At 47.1% G+C, this 19801-nt stretch carries 20 protein-coding genes; 15 read left to right on the top strand and 5 right to left on the bottom strand.

From position 1 onward, the window contains the following. Window positions 1-7 precede the first annotated feature (7 nt). Genes CHH60_RS25935 through CHH60_RS25915 form a run of 5 tightly spaced genes read left to right on the top strand, consistent with a single transcriptional unit; the run spans window position 8 to window position 8133 of the window. Window positions 8-3772, top strand: coding sequence for a nitrate reductase subunit alpha (locus CHH60_RS25935; RefSeq protein WP_095361834.1), 3765 nt, complete (start codon window positions 8-10; stop codon window positions 3770-3772). Then, the gene (narH, locus tag CHH60_RS25930) at window positions 3762-5231 is read left to right on the top strand and encodes a nitrate reductase subunit beta (protein ID WP_095361833.1); all 1470 of its coding nucleotides are present in this window, start codon (window positions 3762-3764) and stop codon (window positions 5229-5231) included. Before CHH60_RS25935 ends, narH begins: the two co-directional genes overlap by 11 nt. Window positions 5232-5254: 23 nt before the next feature. After that, window positions 5255-5893 (top strand): nitrate reductase molybdenum cofactor assembly chaperone, encoded by a 639-nt coding sequence (gene narJ, locus CHH60_RS25925; RefSeq protein WP_176476214.1) that lies wholly within the window; start codon window positions 5255-5257, stop codon window positions 5891-5893. Next, window positions 5890-6621 (top strand): respiratory nitrate reductase subunit gamma, encoded by a 732-nt coding sequence (gene narI, locus CHH60_RS25920; RefSeq protein ID WP_095361831.1) that lies wholly within the window; start codon window positions 5890-5892, stop codon window positions 6619-6621. The genes narJ and narI overlap by 4 nt, the downstream gene beginning before the upstream one ends. Continuing rightward, window positions 6622-8133 carry a nitrate/nitrite transporter gene (locus tag CHH60_RS25915; RefSeq protein ID WP_095361830.1) on the top strand — a complete coding sequence of 504 codons (1512 nt, stop codon included), beginning with the start codon at window positions 6622-6624 and terminating at the stop codon, window positions 8131-8133. It begins immediately after the preceding gene. A gap of 91 nt (window positions 8134-8224) precedes the next feature. Here CHH60_RS25915 and CHH60_RS25910 read toward each other — a convergent pair whose 3' ends face one another. Beyond that, on the bottom strand, window positions 8225-8932 hold the full coding sequence (locus CHH60_RS25910) for a Crp/Fnr family transcriptional regulator (RefSeq protein WP_095361829.1): 708 nt from the start codon (window positions 8930-8932) through the stop codon (window positions 8225-8227). 49 nt (window positions 8933-8981) lie between these two features. On the opposite strand from CHH60_RS25910, the gene CHH60_RS25905 reads away from it, so the two are divergent. Beyond that, window positions 8982-9704 carry a YwiC-like family protein gene (locus tag CHH60_RS25905; protein ID WP_095361828.1) on the top strand — a complete coding sequence of 241 codons (723 nt, stop codon included), beginning with the start codon at window positions 8982-8984 and terminating at the stop codon, window positions 9702-9704. 195 nt (window positions 9705-9899) lie between these two features. Then, window positions 9900-10631, top strand: a complete 732-nt coding sequence (locus CHH60_RS25900) for a ZIP family metal transporter (RefSeq protein ID WP_095361827.1) — start codon at window positions 9900-9902, stop codon at window positions 10629-10631. Between the two features lie 107 nt (window positions 10632-10738). Here the strand turns inward: CHH60_RS25900 and CHH60_RS25895 are convergent, their stop codons facing one another. The 3 genes from CHH60_RS25895 to CHH60_RS25885 all read right to left on the bottom strand — a co-directional run bounded on the left by CHH60_RS25895 (window position 10739) and on the right by CHH60_RS25885 (window position 13012). Next, window positions 10739-11164 (bottom strand): YlbF family regulator, encoded by a 426-nt coding sequence (locus CHH60_RS25895; protein ID WP_095361826.1) that lies wholly within the window; start codon window positions 11162-11164, stop codon window positions 10739-10741. Window positions 11165-11293: 129 nt separating this feature from the next. Continuing rightward, on the bottom strand, window positions 11294-11977 hold the full coding sequence (locus CHH60_RS25890; RefSeq protein ID WP_095361825.1) for a Crp/Fnr family transcriptional regulator: 684 nt from the start codon (window positions 11975-11977) through the stop codon (window positions 11294-11296). 57 nt (window positions 11978-12034) lie between these two features. Beyond that, window positions 12035-13012, bottom strand: coding sequence for a multicopper oxidase domain-containing protein (locus tag CHH60_RS25885; protein ID WP_255248092.1), 978 nt, complete (start codon window positions 13010-13012; stop codon window positions 12035-12037). 303 nt (window positions 13013-13315) lie between these two features. Here CHH60_RS25885 and CHH60_RS25880 point away from each other — a divergent pair, with 303 nt between their 5' ends. The 7 genes from CHH60_RS25880 to CHH60_RS25850 are packed head-to-tail and all read left to right on the top strand — an operon-like array spanning window position 13316 to window position 18378. Beyond that, complete coding sequence (locus CHH60_RS25880; RefSeq protein WP_095361823.1) at window positions 13316-13924, top strand: hypothetical protein; 609 nt, start codon at window positions 13316-13318, stop codon at window positions 13922-13924. A 34-nt stretch (window positions 13925-13958) separates the two neighbouring features. Next, window positions 13959-14612 (top strand): hypothetical protein, encoded by a 654-nt coding sequence (locus tag CHH60_RS25875; RefSeq protein ID WP_095361822.1) that lies wholly within the window; start codon window positions 13959-13961, stop codon window positions 14610-14612. Beyond that, window positions 14609-15166 carry a hypothetical protein gene (locus tag CHH60_RS25870; protein ID WP_095361821.1) on the top strand — a complete coding sequence of 186 codons (558 nt, stop codon included), beginning with the start codon at window positions 14609-14611 and terminating at the stop codon, window positions 15164-15166. The genes CHH60_RS25875 and CHH60_RS25870 overlap by 4 nt, the downstream gene beginning before the upstream one ends. Window positions 15167-15221: 55 nt before the next feature. Next, window positions 15222-15956, top strand: a complete 735-nt coding sequence (locus CHH60_RS25865) for an SMI1/KNR4 family protein (protein ID WP_095361820.1) — start codon at window positions 15222-15224, stop codon at window positions 15954-15956. A 21-nt stretch (window positions 15957-15977) separates the two neighbouring features. Continuing rightward, window positions 15978-17279: a hypothetical protein gene (locus CHH60_RS25860; RefSeq protein ID WP_095361819.1), complete on the top strand. Its 1302-nt coding sequence runs from the start codon at window positions 15978-15980 to the stop codon at window positions 17277-17279. 44 nt (window positions 17280-17323) lie between these two features. Continuing rightward, window positions 17324-17770 carry a hypothetical protein gene (locus CHH60_RS25855; protein WP_095361818.1) on the top strand — a complete coding sequence of 149 codons (447 nt, stop codon included), beginning with the start codon at window positions 17324-17326 and terminating at the stop codon, window positions 17768-17770. After that, window positions 17767-18378, top strand: coding sequence for an SMI1/KNR4 family protein (locus CHH60_RS25850; RefSeq protein WP_309147211.1), 612 nt, complete (start codon window positions 17767-17769; stop codon window positions 18376-18378). The genes CHH60_RS25855 and CHH60_RS25850 overlap by 4 nt, the downstream gene beginning before the upstream one ends. 62 nt (window positions 18379-18440) lie before the next feature. Here CHH60_RS25850 and CHH60_RS29645 read toward each other — a convergent pair whose 3' ends face one another. Continuing rightward, complete coding sequence (locus CHH60_RS29645) at window positions 18441-18740, bottom strand: hypothetical protein (RefSeq protein WP_176476213.1); 300 nt, start codon at window positions 18738-18740, stop codon at window positions 18441-18443. Window positions 18741-18846: 106 nt separating this feature from the next. Here CHH60_RS29645 and CHH60_RS25840 point away from each other — a divergent pair, with 106 nt between their 5' ends. Beyond that, entirely contained in the window at window positions 18847-19323 is a 477-nt protein-coding gene (locus CHH60_RS25840) for a hypothetical protein (RefSeq protein WP_095361816.1), read from the top strand. The last annotated feature ends 478 nt before the right edge of the window (window positions 19324-19801 follow it).

The following is a 19801-nucleotide window of genomic DNA, read 5'->3' as shown; positions in this document are numbered from 1 at the left end:
GAAAACAATGAGTAAGCAAAGCACACCGTGGATGGGGAAACTTAAATATTTTGCGAAACGTGAAAAGAATGCAGAAGGATGGAGCGAGATGTCACCCGAAAACCGGGACTGGGAGGACGTCTATCGGCGACGCTGGCAGCATGACAAAGTCGTGCGTTCGACACATGGCGTGAATTGCACCGGATCCTGCAGCTGGCAGATCTATGTGAAAGACGGGATTGTCACTTGGGAGACGCAAGCTACCGATTATCCTTCCACGGGTCCGGATATGCCGGAATTTGAACCAAGAGGGTGTCCGCGCGGAGCGAGTTTTTCCTGGTACCTTTACAGTCCGCTGCGTGTCAAATATCCATACGTTCGGGGAGCATTGCTGGATCTGTGGCGTGAGGCACTTCAGCTGCATGGTGATCCCGTCAAGGCTTGGTCCAGTATTGCAGATGATCCGGATAAGGTCAAAAAATACAAGTCTGTTCGAGGCAAGGGCGGATTGATTCGTGCGTCATGGAGTGAAGTAACGCAGATTATCTCGGCCTCCCTTATTCATACAATCAAGCAGTACGGACCTGATCGGATTATCGGCTTTTCGCCTATTCCTGCCATGTCGATGGTCAGTTATGCCGCAGGTTCAAGATTCCTGTCCCTGATGGGATCGCCACTGCTCAGTTTCTACGACTGGTACGCCGATCTGCCTCCGGCCTCACCGCAGATTTGGGGTGATCAAACCGATGTGCCGGAGAGCAGCGACTGGTACAATTCCGGGTATATTCTCGTCTGGGGTTCCAACCTGCCAATGACTCGTACACCTGATGCTCACTTTTTGGCTGAAGCACGCTACCGGGGAACGAAGGTCGTATCCATCAGCCCGGATTACGCTGAATATGTCAAATTTGCGGACACATGGATGTCAGTCAAACAGGGAACCGACGGAGCTCTTGCCATGGCTATGGGACATGTGATTCTCAAAGAATTCTATATTGAACAACCTACGGAATACTTCATGCAGTATGCCAAACAATATACGGATTTTCCTAATCTCCTGATCGTTGAGGAGAAGAACGGGGTTCATACAGCAGGGAGATTTCTTGTCGGGGAAGACTTAGGCATTACGGGCAACAATATGGCCTGGAAAACACTCGTCTATGACGAAAACAGCGGTACATATGCGATGCCGAAAGGCAGCCTGGGATTCCGTTGGGGTGAGGAAGGGACCTGGAATCTGAAAATGGAACAGGTCGAGAATGGGGAACCCATTGATCCACGGTTATCTCTTCTAGGGGTACATCATGACTTGGTCACGATTCAGCTGCCTTATTTTGACGACGAGGGAAGACATGTTATGGAACGTCAAATTCCTGTTCGTCAAATCTGGCTTGAGGATCACTGGATTATGGTTACAGCGGTGTATGATCTGGTTCTTGCCAAATACGGAGTAGAACGTGAAATGACACGTTCCGCAGATTCTGCCGAAGTAATCACAAACTCTGACATGCGGCGTGCTCGAAGGACTACAGCGTATGATGCAGTGAATGGTCAGCTGAATGACGAGCACGAGAAGCCTTTCACCCCCGCATGGCAGGAACAGATTACAGGCGTTCCGCAGGAAACTGTGGTGCAGATTGCACGTGAATTTGCCCAGAATGCGATCGATACCCAGGGGCGTTCCATGATTATTATGGGAGCTGGAATCAACCATTGGTATAACTCGGACGTGATCTACCGAGCGATTATCAATCTGATTCTTATGACCGGTTGTCAGGGCGTGAACGGTGGGGGCTGGGCTCACTATGTCGGACAGGAGAAGCTTCGTCCTGCGGAGGGGTGGCAGACAATTGCCTTTGCCCGTGACTGGACAGGGCCAGCCCGTCTTCAGAACGGTACATCGTTTTTCTATTTTGCAACAGATCAATGGAGATACGAAGAAACGAAAGTAGGCGAGCTGTCTTCGGCACTGGAGGGTGAACCCCGATTCCAGCATGTTGCTGATTATAACGTCATGGCTACTCGCATGGGCTGGCTTCCGTCCTATCCACAATTCAATCGGAATTCGATTGATCTGCATCAGGATGCTATAGATTCCGGAGCTGTAACGAAAGACGAAATCGGTGCATATGTGGCATCCGAATTGAAAAGTCAAAAACTCAAGTTCTCCATTGAGCAGCCGGATAACCCTGCGAATTTCCCGCGAGTACTGTTCGTATGGAGAGCGAATCTGATCTCCAGCTCGGGGAAAGGTCATGAGTACTTCCTGAAGCATTTGCTTGGTGCGACGAACGGTTTGCTGAACGATGATGATCACGGACTCCGGCCAGAACACGTGGAGTGGGTGGACGAAGCACCCGAGGGTAAGCTGGATCTGATGATCAACCTGGATTTCCGCATGGCGGGAACAGCGATGTATTCCGATATTGTTTTGCCAGCGGCAACCTGGTACGAAAAAAGTGACCTGAGCAGCACGGATATGCATCCATTTGTACATCCGTTTAATCCGGCAGTCGCCTCGCAGTGGGAGTCCCGTTCGGACTGGGACACATTCAAGGAGATTGCACGTGTCTTCTCGGAGATGGCTGCGCAGCAATTCGACGGACCCCAGCATGAGATTGTGGCGACACCGCTGCTGCATGATTCACCTGATGAGCTGGCTCAACCTTATGGCGAGATCAGGGACTGGAGTGCAGGAGAATGTGAACCTGTTCCGGGCAAAACGATGCCTCACATTCAGATTGTGGAACGTGATTATGCGGCGGTATATAACAAGATGATCACTCTTGGCCCTGTGGTCAAGGATAAACCCATTGGAACCAAGGGGATCTCTTGGTCAGCAAGCGAAGAATATGAGAAGCTCAAGGGTATTTTGGGTACGCGCAGGCAAGCGGGAGTGGGGCAAGGGTGTCCTGATCTGAGTACGGACCGAAATGTGGCGGAAGCCATTCTAACGCTCTCCACAACAACAAATGGCAAAATGGCGGTACGTGCTTGGGAGTCGCTTGAGCAAAAAACGGCCTTACATCTGAAGGATTTGGCTGAAGAGCGATCGGAAGAATGTTTTACTTTTGATGAGATTACTTCCAGACCCAAAACGGTTATCACTTCACCCGCATTCAGCGGCTCGGAGAAGGGCGGCCGACGCTACTCGCCATTTACAACCAATGTGGAACGGCTTATTCCCTGGCGCACGTTGACAGGCAGACAGCAATTTTACATTGATCATGAGATGCTTCGCGAGTTTGGAGAGACACTGGCGACGTTCAAACCTGTACTGAAACATACACCTTTTCATCCGAGCAGCAAACGTCCAATCGAAGGTGGCAAGGAAATTGTCCTGAACTATCTGACTCCGCACAACAAGTGGTCGATTCACAGCATGTACTATGATGCACTGCCCATGCTGACCCTGTTCCGAGGTGGCCCGACAATCTGGATGAATCATGAGGATGCCGAAGAGGCAGGACTCGTCGATAATGACTGGATCGAATGTTTTAACCGGAACGGTGTAGTCGTTGCCCGTGCAGTCGTCACCCACCGCATTCCTCGTGGAATGGCGTTCATGTATCACGCCCAGGATCGACATATTAACGTTCCCGGAACGAAAATATCGCAAACACGTGGAGGTACGCACAACAGTCCGACGAGGATTCATGTGAAGCCGACCCACATGATTGGCGGATACGCCCAGTTAAGCTATGGATTCAATTATTATGGCCCAACAGGCAACCAGCGTGATCTGAATGTCATCATAAGAAAACTGCAGGAGGTGGATTGGCTTGAAGATTAAAGCACAAGTCAGCATGGTCATGAATTTGGATAAATGTATCGGATGCCATACGTGCAGCGTAACGTGCAAAAACACGTGGACGAACCGACCGGGCGCGGAATACATGTACTGGAATAACGTGGAGACCAAACCAGGGGTAGGTTATCCCAAACAGTGGGAGGATCAGGAGCGGTATCGCGGCGGTTGGGAAATGAAGAATGGCAAGCTTGAGTTAAAGTCGGGCACACGTGCCAGACGATTGCTTAACATTTTCCACAATCCCGATCAGCCGACCATCGACGATTATTACGAACCCTGGACCTATGAATATGAGAAACTAACGAGCAGTCCGGAGAAAAAGCATCAGCCTGTGGCGAGACCCAAATCCCAAATTACGGGTGAATACATGAACCTGGAGTGGGGACCCAACTGGGAGGATGATCTGGCAGGTGCCCATGTAACGGGGATGGAAGATCCCAACATGAAGGGTGTCGAGGAATCGATCAAAATGGATTTTGAACAGGTGTTTATGATGTACCTTCCGCGAATTTGTGAACACTGCCTCAATCCTTCCTGTGTGTCTTCCTGCCCTTCAGGAGCGATGTACAAACGGGAAGAAGACGGCATCGTACTGGTCGACCAAAACGCATGCCGTGCCTGGAGATTCTGCGTGTCCAGCTGTCCTTACAAAAAAGTGTATTTCAATTGGCAAACCAACAAAGCCGAGAAATGCACCTTATGTTTTCCGCGGATTGAGGCGGGTTTACCAACGATTTGTTCAGAGACCTGTGTCGGTCGTATCCGTTACATTGGTCTGATGTTGTACGATGCAGACCGTATTGAAGCGGCGGCTTCTGCGGAGAATGAACAGAATTTATATGAATCCCAAATGGATATCTTCCTGGATCCGCATGACCCTGACGTAATTCGTGAAGCAAGGGAGGCCGGCATTCCGGAAGATTGGATTATCGCTGCTCAGCAGTCGCCTATCTATAAAATGGTTGTGGACTGGCGCATAGCGCTTCCGCTTCACCCGGAATACCGGACCCTACCGATGGTATGGTATATTCCGCCACTGAGTCCAATCACGAATCGGGTTGAAGGACAGGGGAGTTCACTGGATGCGAGTGATATCTTCCCTGCCATTGACGATATGCGCATACCTGTGGAATATCTGGCCAATTTGCTCACTGCAGGAGACACGGAACGAATTCGTGATGTACTGCGCAAAATGGCGGTAATGCGGATTCACATGCGGAATCAGCAAACCGGAAAAACCAGTGATCCTGCATTGCTTAAGCTAGTGGGGATGGACACGCAGGAAGTTGAAGACATGTACCGACTGCTCGCCATTGCCAAATATAATGACCGCTTCGTGATCCCGCCTGCTCATCGGGAAGAAGTAGCGGATCTCTTCAAGGAACAAGGGAGCTGCGGGCTTGATTTTGCAGGGGGTCCAGGTTCCTGCGGTGTATTCTGATGGGAGAGGAGACAACGACTACGATGGCGACCAATACGAATACGGAATGGAGTCAGGCATCGGATGAACCAATGGATGAGGCCAGAAAAGCATGCAAGCTGACCTCCTATCTGCTGCAATATCCAGATCCTGCATGGAGGGAAGGACTGCAGGGTGTCCGAACTGCTGTGCAATCCCTCACGAGTGAAACAATGAAAAAAGTTCTTCTGACCTTCGTGGGCGAAGCGGAATCAGTGGATTCCACGCATTGGCAGGACAGATACGTACGGACGTTTGATTTTGACAAAAAATCAAATCTGTACTTAACCTATGCTCTCTATGGTGACGAAAGAGACCGTGGACCGGCACTAATTGAATTAAAGCGCAGATACGAAGCTGCGGGATTTTACATGGAATTGAATGAACTGCCCGATTATTTACCCATGGTGCTTGAATTTATAGCGGAGGCTCCTTCTGAAGATGCTTTTGGAGTGATATCGAGTTGTTATAAGTCTTTGGTAACGATCACAGATAGTGTATTAGGGCAGAAGAGTCCCTACGGTCCATTGTTGGAGCAAGTTCTGAAGGTTATCCCTGAGTCAGCTCATGTTGACGAAGAAGTTCATGACCACTCTGCAGCAGCCCATACCGTGCCAAACTGGATGGGGAGGGGAAGCCGATGAGTACACCGGACTTGTTCTTATGGGGGGCTCTACCATACATGGTTCTCATTTTTTGTGTCACTGCAACCATATGGAGGTACGTGACGAATCCGTTCAGTTGGACATCCAAGTCCAGTGAGATGTTAGAAAAACGCATGCTGAAATGGGGAAGCTTGCTGTTTCATATTGGCATCTTCGCAGTGATCTGCGGCCATATTGCCGGATTAATTATTCCGGTAGAATTCTATCGCGGGATCGGGCTAAGTGACGAAGGTTATCATCTGATTGCCATAGCGGGCGGGTTGCCTGCGGGGATTATCGCATTTGCCGGGGGAGTCATACTACTGGTGCGTAGATATGTGGCCACCAAAGTACGAGCGACGAGCAGTGTAGGGGACTGGATGGCCCTCATCATGCTTCTTGTTGTCATCATAACCGGCATATTGGCGACATCTGTAAATGCGATGAACCATACGGGCTTTGATTACCGTACGACCATTAACCCTTGGCTGCGCGGTTTGATGGTATTTCAGCCTGATCCAACGCTGATGCAGACCGTGCCTATGAACTTTAAAGTACACATCCTGCTTTCGTTTGTCCTGTACTGCGTTTTTCCGTTTACGCGTCTTGTGCATATGCTGAGCATGCCGCTCGGCTACCTCAAGCGAAGCTACGTATTGTACCGCAGACGTGACGGATCTGTTTATCCGGATCCAAAATCAAAACCGAACAAAGAAAGGGCGATGTAGATGCAAAACAAAGGCAAAGTCCAACTGCCCTTACAGACGGCAAGTTTGATTCTGGGCTTCATGGTGTGGGTTATACTGTCTTCCTTAATGCCATTTATTAAGGAGGATATTGCGTTAACCTCTTCGCAGCTAGCCTGGTCTACAGCCATCCCTGTCCTCATTGGCTCCGTTGCCCGTATCCCCATTGGATACTGGACGAACCGATATGGGGCGCGCAATATTTTTATGATCAGTTTTGTTCTGCTGCTCGCGCCCGTATGGTGGATCAGTCGATCCACTTCTTTTCTGGATTTGATTATAGGTGGTTTTTTTCTCGGGATTGGCGGGGCGGTATTTTCTGTAGGCGTAACTTCACTGCCCAAATATTATCCAAAAGAGAAACATGGGTTTGTTAATGGGATCTATGGTATCGGTAATCTGGGAACGGCATTGTCTGCTTTTGGTGCCCCGCTGATTGCGGATCACATAGGATGGTCCAAAACGGTTCTTCTGTACAGCATTTTGCTGCTGGGAATGGCCGCTTTGAATTTTGTATTGGGCGACAAACAGGAAACAAGGGTTAACGTGCCGCTAATTCAACAATTAAAAGCGGTATCGAGTAGCCCTAAATTATGGCTGCTCTGTTTATTTTACTTCCTGACCTTTGGTTCCTTCGTAGCATTCACCGTGTACCTTCCCAATTTCCTGGTCAGTCACTTTCAGATGGATAAAGTGGATGCAGGGATACGCACAGCGGGATTCATCCTGGTTGCTACCATTATGCGTCCGGTCGGTGGCTGGCTTGGAGACCGATTTAATTCTTTTAAAATACTGATGTTTGTATTCGGTGGTTTAACGGTAGCGGCGATCGTATTATCCTTCGCGCCGTCAATCTACATGTATACGGTTGGCTGCCTGACCGTCGCCTTATGCGCTGGTACAGGAAACGGAACAATTTTTAAATTGGTCCCAATGTATTTCGTTAAACAACCAGGTGTCGCTAACGGTATTATATCTGCAATGGGGGGACTCGGTGGCTTTTTCCCGCCACTAATGTTGACGCTGCTCTACAGCATGACAGGTCACTATGCGATTGGATTCATGGCACTCTCCATGGTTGCACTGGTAAGTTTGGTACTTGTCTTCTGGATGTTCTACGAAGAGAAGCTTCAGCTGTCCGCAAGCATACTGGAAAATACGATTGAGGCTATCCTGATTACGGATACAAACAGCGTTATTCGCTCAGTGAATCCGGCATTTACGGCAGTCACCGGTTATCGATCCGATGAAGCGGTGGGACAGAAGCCGAGCTTGCTGAAATCAGGTAAACAGGATAAATCGTTCTACGAACAGCTGTGGGCTGATCTGAAGCAGCAAGGGTACTGGCAGGGAGAGATATGGAATCGGAAGAAAAACGGAGAGATATATCTGGAATGGCTGAGTATTACAGCGATCCGCAATGAAGCAGGGGAAGTAAAGTTCTACGCGGGCATGTTCAGTGATATGGGAAAAAGGGATCTTCCTTCAGCATAGTAGCCACATGACAGGATAAATACAGCAAAAGACCTTAACAACATGCCACTCTTGTTAAGGTCTTTTCATTCCTAATTAGATGTATACCATGCTAGGGTCTAGTATCACGCTGATGCTTCAAGGCCTGCAGATCATGGATGATGATCTGTCTCCGATCGACTTCGAGCAGATTTTCCTTGGTGAGCTGATTCAACAAACGATTGGCGGTTTCCCTTGTCGTGCCAATGGAATTGGCAAATTCCTGGTGCGTCATGGGCAGGTCGATAATGATTTTTTGACCGGAAAGCTGACCGTGCTGCTCTGCCAACATCAGCAGGAAGGACAGCACGCGGTTCCGGACATCCTGGCCGGAGAGCACTTGCAGTTTATCCTGCAGTTCGCGGATTTTATCGCCGAGGACCCGCATAATTTTGATCGCAATGGATGGTGTATTTAGCATAAGACGTTCAAACAATCTGACCGGAATGGCAATCAGTTCAGCTGGAGTAATGGCTTCTGCTGTAGCGGGATAAGGATGGGTATTGAAGAACCCCGTATGTGGGAACATATCTCCCGTTTTCAGGAAGGAAACGATCTGCTCGTGCCCATTCTCATCCGTTTTATATGCTTTTACGATGCCGGTTCGGATAAAAAATACAGCTTCCTTTTCGCTACCTTCGGCAAAAATGACCATTTTTTTATGAATGCTTCTGGAAATGGCGATATCTTCAACCTGCTTCAATTCCTCAGGACTTAGATCCTGAAAAATGGGGAACTGTTGAAGAAACTCTGCTGCCGTATCTTTGTTTTCCCTGCGCATTATGATTCTTCCTTTCTATATCATTATCAATTAGGAGGTCAATGGTGAAGTGACAGTACATAAAATTGTTATTCCTCATGAACATGGCGGTTGGGCCATGGTAAGTGTGCCTTTTGCGGCAGGCGTAATGGCCAGCGGACCACAGTGGCTGCATTTGCCACTATTCATGGCATGGCTTGGGCTATACCTGGCGGCGTACCCTTTGCTGCAATCTCTTAAAAGAAAAGCGGATCTTCGACGCCTGTACACATGGGCGGTGATATATGGTATGGCTGCAGTGGTATGTCTGGTCCCCCCGTTAATCGGACATCCTTCCATACTGGCATTTGCCCCGGTTCTGGTCGTATTATTGCTCGTTAATATCTGGCATGTCAGACACAAGGCTGAGCGTTCGCTCACGAATGATCTATGCGCCATGTTGATGTTCTCGCTTGGAGGTGCAGCAGCATATCTCATTGGATCAGGAGTATGGGATTACCGGATGGCGATCGTGCTGTTGTTTTCCTTTTTACATTTTACAGGAAGTACGTTCTTTGTGAAATCAGTCTTCCGGGAGCGAAACAACAAACGCTGGGTAACAATGACCCGTCTACTGCATATTATCCTGCTCATCATTCCCGTCATCGCCGGATATCCATGGATGAGCTTAGCGTATATCTACTCAGCTGTTCGAGCATTCGTATATGCTGGTCGCACTTTGCGTCCGATGAAAGTGGGTATGATTGAGATTGCTGGCGCGGTGCAATTCCTGATTTGGTTTACTCTCTTTTAATCAGCATCATTTTATCATAACGCGATATTAGAAATGAACGAGTGACATAGATCACATGGGAAGTGATGAGGAATACTAACGATCAGACAAGATAGGTTGTATCGTGCAGCAAGTGCTACCCGATATGTTTTTGCGGCAGCAAGGCAGGTTAATGAAAGGATAGATGTGATATAGACATGAGAGGGGATGACCCGAATGTGGACTGCATTCATGTGGGGAGGCATCTCCGCTTCAGCAGTAGTTATTGGTGCACTTGCTGCACTGTTTCTCAAGATTCCGAAACGAGTGATTGGCTGGATTATGGCCTTCGGTACTGGGACATTAATTGGGGCAGCTTCATTTGAGCTGATTGGAGATGCATTGAATGATGGCGGAATTGTCCCAACAGCCATAGGGTTTACGGCGGGTGCTGTAGTGTATACCTTGTTCGACCTGCTTATTTCCAGTAAGGGTGGTGCCGAACGTAAACGTTCAGCACATCCGAAACCCGGAGGCAGCAGCCAAAGCGGGCTCGGCATTTTTGCGGGAACAGTGATGGATGCCATTCCTGAATCCATCATGCTTGGTGCTAGCTTGCTGACCGGAAAAGGCGTGAGCGTAGTGCTCATCGTTTCTATATTCGTCAGCAATATCCCGGAGGGTTTGTCCAGCACTGTTGGTTTGCGAGGCAATCATTACACCAAGTCCAGAATCATATGGATGTGGCTTGGTGTACTATTGATTTCTGCACTTGCAGCCTTGTGCGGATATCTTTTTCTCGAACAGCTTCCGGATGAGATGGCTGCGGCCATTGGGGCATTTGCAGGCGGCGGTATTATAGCCATGATCTGTTCTACCATGATGCCTGAAGCTTTTGAAGAAGGTGGTCCTGTCGTGGGCTTCATTGCTTCCATGGGGCTTCTTGTATCCCTACTGCTTGATCTGTAAGATCTCCACGAAAAAAGCAACATAGCAAAAAAAGAGTATCCGCTCAAGTAGGTACGGATACTCTTTTGCTTACCAATGCATATACATTGTTCCCCAGTGACCATTGACTAGTGATTGCTTGAACAGTTCCCTCCACAACCACATGCTTCCTTATATACTTCGCCCGGTTTGGGCAGTCGGTTTAACTCAACGGACTTGGTGAAATACTGGCTGATCTGCTGATGCATCTGGCTAAACTCACGCTGTGCATACATGAATCTGCGAATAAGCGGGTGATCGTAGATTGCACGTTCTTCTTGTTCGTACACCTGCATTTCAGATGTCAGCAATTCAATATTCTGACGTTCTTTTTCCTCCAGAGACTGATGCTTCTCCATAAACTGCTCATATTGCGCTGTAGCCTGCTCATCTGCGGCAAACTGATCAATCATCTCCCGCATCTCACGGTAACCTTCATCCTGTAATAACACGGAGCATAATTCCTCCATTTTTAGCATGATCGCCTGTTTGTCCATTTTTACGATTGTACTCATCTTGTTAACCTCCTGTAGAGTGGTTTCTCTTACGTATCACTGTATACCTGATCCCCATAGTGCACTGTGACGATACTCACATCTTGTGTGAAATATGTAACGTTTCCTGTCAGGATTCTCTATACCGAGTTATTGGATTCGTTGCTGAAGCTCTTCCAGTTGAAGAAGGTGAATGACATTCCCAGCTACCTGAAGCAGACCTTCGGACTGCATAATGGCCAGTTTGCGGCTCAAGGTTTCGGGCGTAATGCCTACCAGTAATGCTAGATCCTTTTTAAAAACAGGAAGCTTGATTCCATTTGTCTCTATATTTTTCACATGAAAATTCAATAATAGTTTAGCAATTCGTTGTTCAGGGTTCATGGAACTGAGGGCGGTATTCCATTCTTCAGATTGTTCAAGAAGTTCGGTGACAGCTAGAAGAAAATGATAAGCAAGCTTCGGATCATGTTCTATCAATTGGTCAAAATCCTGCCTATGAAGGGTGCATAAACTTGATGTTTCCAATACTTCTGCATGAAATCCATACGGTTTTTGATGTAACAGAGCGTCATGCCCGAAGAAATCACCAGGAAACAGAAAACGGACAATATGCTCCTTGCCGTTTTCGGTGTATTTGGATAATTTCACACATCCCTGATGAACCATGTATAATTTAGCTGAACCTTCTCCTTCCTTCACGACCATTTCCCCTTTATGAAAGACCTGCGATTGCAGCAGGGAAACGAGCAGGGATGATGCTTCAGGTCCAAGGTGCTGAAAAAGGGGGACTTTGACATGGCAGGGAGTCTTACCCTGAGAACTACATAGCATGATCAAAATTCACCTCGCAGGGTTCAAATTTTTTATTGTTTAAGCACGGAGACGGACTTAATGCTGCATCGCTTTACCACCGTGATCCTTGCCATCAGAGGTAACTCGCAAAACAGCTGAAGCACCCTTGGATACATGGTTAAACTGATGAGTTACAATGGGATAATCGCCCTCTTCTGTTACGGTAAACTCAACGACTGCACCTCCGCTCGCAGGAAGCATAACGGTCTGTAATCCATATTGGATATTGCGGGGATTTCCATCCGTGTAAATCCGGTCCATAATGGTCCCTACCACATGGAAGGACGAAACTTCGTTCGGCCCTGCATTGCTGACATATATTCGAACCGTATCACCCGTTTTAGCGAGCAAAGGAGAATTGACCAGTCCATAGTCGTTGCCATTAAAGACAACATAATCCGGCTCATCATTCATAAAAGCATCGTAGCTATGCTCTTTGTACCATTCACTTTGTACGAGTGTGTATTCCCGATCAATCTGTCCGTCAGAAGGGTAGCCGGCCTTCGGTTCAACAATAATCATGCCATACATCCCGTTTGCAATATGGGCAAGTACCGGACTGGTTCCGCAATGATACATGAAGACTCCGGGCGACGATGTGCTATAAGTGAATGTACCCTCCTCACCTGGCATAACGTCGACGAATTTGCTGCTTGGTGAAGCGTGTACGGCATGGAAATCCATAGAATGGGGCAAGGAAGAATCTTTATTTTTCAAAGTGAAAATCAGTGTGTCACCTTCGGTTACGCGCAGAACGGGTCCAGGTGCAGTGCCGTTAAAAGTCCAGGCATTATAGACGACACCTGCGGAGATCTCGATATCGGTCACTTGGGCCGTCATCTCGATGTATACGTTAGTGCCTTCTCTACGGATGATGGGGTCAACAGGTTGATGACTGATTGAGTCAACAGGAGCAGTATCGTGATGATCCGGTTTATCTATTTCTGCAGCATTGCAATGGGATAGGACGGCCGTACTTAATGCCAATGCGAAAGACAATTTGATGAGACTCATCCAGGAGAACATGGGAACACAACCTTATTTAAGTGATATCATTCACAAACTAATCAATATCTTGCTGCAGCCATGTCTAGTGTACGACAGTTCAGTGGAGACAGGTGTGACGTGAAACACATTCCCCAGAGGCTCGATATTCAAAATTTCCGCAGACATAGTCATGTTTCTTGTACTACGCGATGGAGTTACTTATAATTTTAGGTAGCGCCGGATGGGAAATATTGAGGGTTGAAATTTCTGTTTACTGCCATGTGGATGAAAGCCGAATAAAATTCAGTCAAGAAAGGAGTCGTTTTATTAATGAAGCGATTTGTGGACGAAGGGGCCTATAAATATAATTTTTATTGGGTACTCCGCCGAGGTGAGCGTGTGGATGTCACATGTCAATCGTGCGGTGGTCATGCGTATATTGAAGAATGTCAGGATGAAATCACGTGGAAGTGCCCGTCATGTTATGCGCATGGGGTGGAGAAACAAGTGTATCAGTATCATGCCAAGGGTAGTTGTGCTCTCTGTGAACGATGGTTCAATGTTGAAGTAACAGATGAGAAAAAAGTATCACATAAATCAACGCACATCCATTGTCCACACTGCGGCGCAGTCAATCAGGCCGAGCTGCATAGCAAGCCGGTTAGCAGAAGATATATTATGGATACCCGTGACGGGAGAGACCCCGTTTTTGGGATGGAGTTATATTTCCTGGACCACGTTCGAGGCAAATTGGTATGGGCTGTTAATCGGGCACATTTAAATTATCTGATTTCGTATGTTTCCGCTGATCTGCGGGTACGACGTGGAAATGTGCCGTTAAAAACAGCATCACACTATTTACCTGTATATATGAAGGAAGCAAAAAACAGGGATCAAATGGTGCGTACACTCACCAAGCTTCAGCACAAGACGGGCTAAGGTTGGTGCTGTACATGTTTGAAGGAGGAAAGGAATGAAATTGCGCGGCAAGATGCTTACTTTGGCTATTATTTTAGGGATCCTGATGATCCCGGCTTTTTTTATTTTGCAGGCGTTCGGCGTGTTCCAAAAAGAAAAAGTTTTATCGGACTATGCGCTCGCGATAGATGTGGATGGAAAACCGTATGCTGCATGGCCGCTTATTAACAGTTTCGCTGCCATGGATAAGAGTGGAGACCATCCCCAGCTGTATTACCGGGTAGATATGAGCGATATTAACTACCTTTTTCAATTGGCTTATCAGGAGTACGACATTTCACCCGACAATGAGAATCCCTATTTGGCAGGGAAGGTGGACTACCATAGCGTTAAAACCACGTATGTGAAATCGGAAATGGAATATTCCAATGCCAAGGATTACACCACCTTCCTTCATTTTTACAACAAAGAAGGACAGGAGATTTATACTTATGAATCTACGGGCAAAGGCGATGGGAATCTGGTACAATCCATTATTCACCAAGGGATGACACGCTCCCATAACGGAGGAAGTGAACCGGCACGTGACCCGTACCTGAACATTACGGCACTATTTCACGATAAGCTGAATGTGGATGTCAACCTGACCGTAGATGAAGAAAAGAAAATCGTATGGATACGAATGAATAAAGCGGAGGCGAGACCATGAATTTGTTTGGCGTACATAATGGACCTGCATATCTGGAAGGGATCATTAAGAAAGTAACGGATGGGGAGAACCAGGAAGTGGAGTGGAAAGGCAAGCTGCAAATGAGTGATGGGCATGACAAGTTCCATATCTTTTATTATGGTGACTTGATGGAAGATGATCTAATAACCTGGCAGGATTCGACACCGTTAATTGTATATGCCGAGCACACGGTGACCGGAGAGCGTTACCTGCTTATTGATGCAGCCAAACATGGTTATGATGCGATGCTGTGTGAAACTTATCCTGAGGAAGAGCTAAGCAAAAGGACACTGCGTCCTTATCTGGATGTAGAAGGAGAAGATACGTTTGAAGTTCACTTGTCCGCCTTTTATAACGTTCCATGGGATGAGGAATTCGGTGAAGATGTGGATGAAGACGGAACCTACGAATTGATTACGGGTGAACATATGGATTTTGACCAGGTTAAACGGGATGGATATGATGCATTCTCGATTAGCATCGTGAATCGTAAAGGCGTAACAACGAAAATTGTTCAGGAGGAGCTTGCCTGATTGTTCATTTGAATTATAGGACAGAGATCTGATTGGAAGATAGGAGATGTCGTTCATGTACGTGGTAACTCATAGGTTAAAACCGGTATCTGCGGAGGAGCTTGGACATTTTGAGCAGCAGTATTCTGTATCATTGCCTGCATCCTATCGTCAGTGGCTTGAACAATACGGAGAAGGAACCTATTCGGGTTGGATGAATATCCAGCGGCCCGATCAGGAGGTATTGAAGCCTTTTGCAGAGTGTGATTTTTGGATGCACACCGACGATACGCCTGTCAGTCAAGATCAGCTGAAGGAGTGCATTAGTATTGGCAGCTCTGTGGATGGAGATTTTCTGGCCATTCATCCGGAGATTGACGGGCTGCTGTGGCTCCCTCGCCACGATGAACAGATTACGTTGTGGGAACATTCCGAATCGGAATTTGGGGATATGCTGGATAAGATCTATGGTGGATACTACTGCCAAGCTGCTCCAAGCACGCTAAGATATTATGAACCGTGGAATGAGCTGAGGAATCATACCTTTTACCACTTGCAGGATAACGGGGAAGGGCTCTCCCTCCACCACTTGTCCAAGTTATGCCAATCGCAGTTCAAGTGGGATGCCGTGATGGAAAATGAATATACCTGTAAGCTGTTTATGGCTTCGATCGGTGGATATCTGCGTTTTAATTACGCGTATGGGAGAGAAGTTGCTCTTTTCTATGAGGAAACGGACGGCAACCGAGGCACGACAGATTATGACATCGAACAATTTTTGCTGGCACATCACTGTAAAATGATGAATTGACACGGAGTGGAGGAATCATGGATGAGTTGGTTAAACGAACAGATCGCGGAGCAGTGGAGGAATGAAGGGAGATGCTATGCCCAGAGTGTAAATGATTTTGTGCGCAGAGGTATGGCGGGAGAAGAGCCGGATGAATCCGAACTGACAGACGACGGAAGAGCCGGAATCAGTGCGCAAGTATGGGACATGGTGAAGAAGGCCAATGAGCAGAACGATCTACAAAGACTGCGCAAGGAGTTGCCCGCAGCGACATGGCCTTTCAGTGAAACCTTCCAGTCATCCATGCAGGCCGTGTGTGTAGCCGGATATCTGAACAACAGTACCGTTGTGTTCAATAGTGGTTTTCATACGGATCAAGGATGTGTTTATACTGCGGATTCCGAGCAAGTACTTTCTTTTCCGCAATATCAATTTGCGGGTCAGTCCCCGGATGCTGCACAGTATGCTCTAGCAGGCAGTGAAGGGATTCGGGTGATAACACATCCAGATCGTCATCTGGAAGGAAAAGAAGTGGCCATGTTCCGCTGGGACGAGATTCAATCGGCCATTCATCAGGCGCTGCCTCGAATTGAATCTCTTGCAGACTGTGAATACCCGGAGCGTACACTTGAAGGGCTTATTCCATTTAATGAAGGTCAGGCACTCCTCATTTTGTCCACTTACGGAATTTATCTGGTGAAACATGGCAAGGTATCTCCAATTCATCCTGATCCTGCAGAGGTGGAGGAGCATGAATTGGAGGATACACAAATTTCCATGGGTCACGCTACGGTATCACAGGATGGACGATGGATTGCGTTTGGCAGTCAGGTCAGTGATCATATGCTTCTGGATCTTGAACGTAATCATACTTATTCGCTCTATCCGGAGTCCAGCTACCCGCATCATGCGTTATTTACCAGAGATAGCCTGAAGGTATGGTTTAATGCGTGTCATTTTTATAATGGAGTTACAATGCAGGTGGAATTGAGTGAAGTGGAAGGCAATCAATCCAGAGAAGATTGGCCGATAATGGATGAGATTGCTCGTGTCTATGCTTCGGTAGAAATACCTGAAGGCATGGTTCTTGGTGATGCTTATGGTTATCTCAAATGTATAGATAAGAAGGGTCAGGAAGTTTGGAGACATTTTGTAGGCAGCACCATCTACTCACTGGCGCTTTCGCCTGACCAATCCAGGCTTGCTGTAGGTACGTTTGGAGGCATGGTGCATATTCTTGATCTGCATGCTGACCATATGGATGACTATAGTATTGGAACAGGAACACTCCGTGAAGTAGAGCGCTTCATTGTGTGGCGTGGAGAGCAGCCTTTAAGATGGTAGAGCGGCGTGCTGTATAACATGCAAACAGAAATGGGGAACGCTCATTGAGAATTGAAGAAGCTGTCCTTTTGTTGAAATGTCATGCCTTTGTTCATAACGATCTGGATCATCCCAAGATGGAGAACGGCTTTCTGGGAAGCCTGCGCCCTTTTCGCGGAAAGTTAATTGAAGATAACTTTCACGAGTTAATGGAAATTGTCCGCACGTTGGCACCACAACTTAAGCAGCCCGTACTAAACCGGGAAGTGATCTCCTGCTTATGGAGCATCATGCATTTGGGGCGAGCGTGGGCGATATTGCCTGATGGCATGCTGCGCAGGAACAGACTTATTTCGGATGAGCAGATTGCTTTAATGGAAGAATGGCTTGACCTTCTATCTTACGCCGTCATGATTCTGATTGAAGATGGCGGTGAAGAAGAAGCGTTCTGGGGATATAAGGAATATGTGAGGGAACAGGCAGAAAATGGTGAGAAGGGGAGAAGGTTGTGAAGTCAGATATACGCGAAAGAATGCATGAACTGATGAATCATTTGAATGAATTATTGGATGTTAAAGTGAAGGATGAAGAGATTAGGCAGCTTTACAACGAGTATCAGGAGAAGAAAGGAGCCTCTGAGGATCGTTTGGCTGCTTTTGAAACCGAGATGGATGTCCGGCTGCCCGAAGATTTTCGCGAATTCTACAAATGTAAAGATGGTAGCGGTTATGCCTTTCATATCCTGTATCCCGGAGATGCCGAGAGAGAGGAATGCACCCCGTTTTACATGATGTCACTTGATGAGATACGGGAAACCAAGCAATATTTCTGTGAGCGTGATGAGAAGCTGAGTGAGTATTATTCCGCAGAAGAGATCAGCAAACTTGACCCCGAGATCAAACCTTATTTATTTCATAAACCGTGGATTCCCTTTGCGACAATGGCCGGTGGTTCCCTGTATTTGATGCTGGACTTTGACCCGTCAGAACAGGGGAGTTATGGCCAGATTATTATTTATGTACATGATCCCGATTTTGTTTATTTTATTACAGACACGTTCACTAACCTGCTGAAAGACTCTAATCGAAACCTGGAGATTATGGATGAGATTGAGTATTAGATAACTAGTGAAATTATAAATTGCAGGAACTGCCTGTAGCAGCTCCTGCACGATTCCAAATGTTATCCCTGCTGGAAAAAGCGATGACCGTGAAAACCTCCAGGACCTCCGCCATGTGGTCCACCGGGATAGCCGCCTCCAGGGAATGGTCCGTGATGTCCGCCTGGGTACCCGCCTCCCGGATATCCTCCATGCCACCAAGGACCGCCAAAGGGGATGGGCAAAGGCAGTGGGTAATATGGCGGGTATGGATAAGGGTACGGATAAGGATAGGGATAAGGGGGTGGCGGTGTTGGTGGATAATATGGATAAGGATACCCCGCAGAGGACGGAGATGAAGTCGAACCAGGTCCGTATGCCATGTGATCAGCCTCCTGTTATTGAATAGATGATATCAGCCTATGCCACAATGCAATCGCATGACACTGTAGAAATAGTCAGAGATATTGAACATGTAGGGGGATAGACATGAGAATAATACCTTTTCATACGGCTCCAACTGGCGATGCCTATAGATCTTTAATTGATGAATTAATTGATAAGACGGCTCGCTTTTTCCTTGTGGACAGACGACAAGGCAGAGGGGACACTCCAGTGGAAGTCGCCAGAGTTTTCGAGAGATTGAAGCCGTATCTGATTGAGCGTTGTACCATGGAAGAAATGATGACGAGGACAAGAGCATTCTACACAGAAGGAATCTATTACATATATGAATGTACGCCAGCCTCTGGAAAGATTCTGAAGGAAGAGGCCGATGGTTTCCTCGATTGGCTGTATCCCTCTTTGCCAGAGGACCTGTGCTTTCTGAATGAGGACGGAAGCGACTATTTGTTTACGGAAGCACATGAAGATGGATGTGGAATGCGAATTACAGAACAAGAAGCGAGAGACCTTATGAAGCGTATTTCTGGTTTAATGTTTGTTATGGAAAGGTTCCCTTCCTAATGACTAGCTAGAGACTGACCCAAAGGCGGATTGGAATTTTTGAAAAGTGCAATACTTTAAAGTTCAACTTGCTTTAAGTCCTGGAATAATTTACAACTAGCAAGCTGGCTAACAAAATGATATATTATTCTTCCGGCCGCAAAAGGCACGGAAAACTCAAAAAAATAATTTGAGAAATATCTTTACAAGATATAATGATATATGGTATATTCTAATTCCGGCCTTGATAGAGTCGGAAACGAAGTTTGATCTTTGAAAACTGAACAACGAGTGAGTTACGATCTTACTTGTAAGATCGAAAAGCGGAGGAAATTGGTACAAGTCATTTTGACTGTATGATTTCGGAAGCAAAATGAGATTTTTAATCTCGTCAGATTCAAAATGAGCTAATCGCTCTTTTCAATACTGGCTGCAAGACATTCATCCACTCAGCCGAGTTGGACCGATTGTCATGCAGGACGATGTTGCTTTGCAACAT

The sequence above is a fragment of the Paenibacillus sp. 7523-1 genome (assembly GCF_002276415.1).
In the GTDB taxonomy this organism is placed as follows: domain Bacteria; phylum Bacillota; class Bacilli; order Paenibacillales; family Paenibacillaceae; genus Paenibacillus; species Paenibacillus illinoisensis_A.
This window is presented reverse-complemented; position numbering and strand designations above follow the sequence as displayed.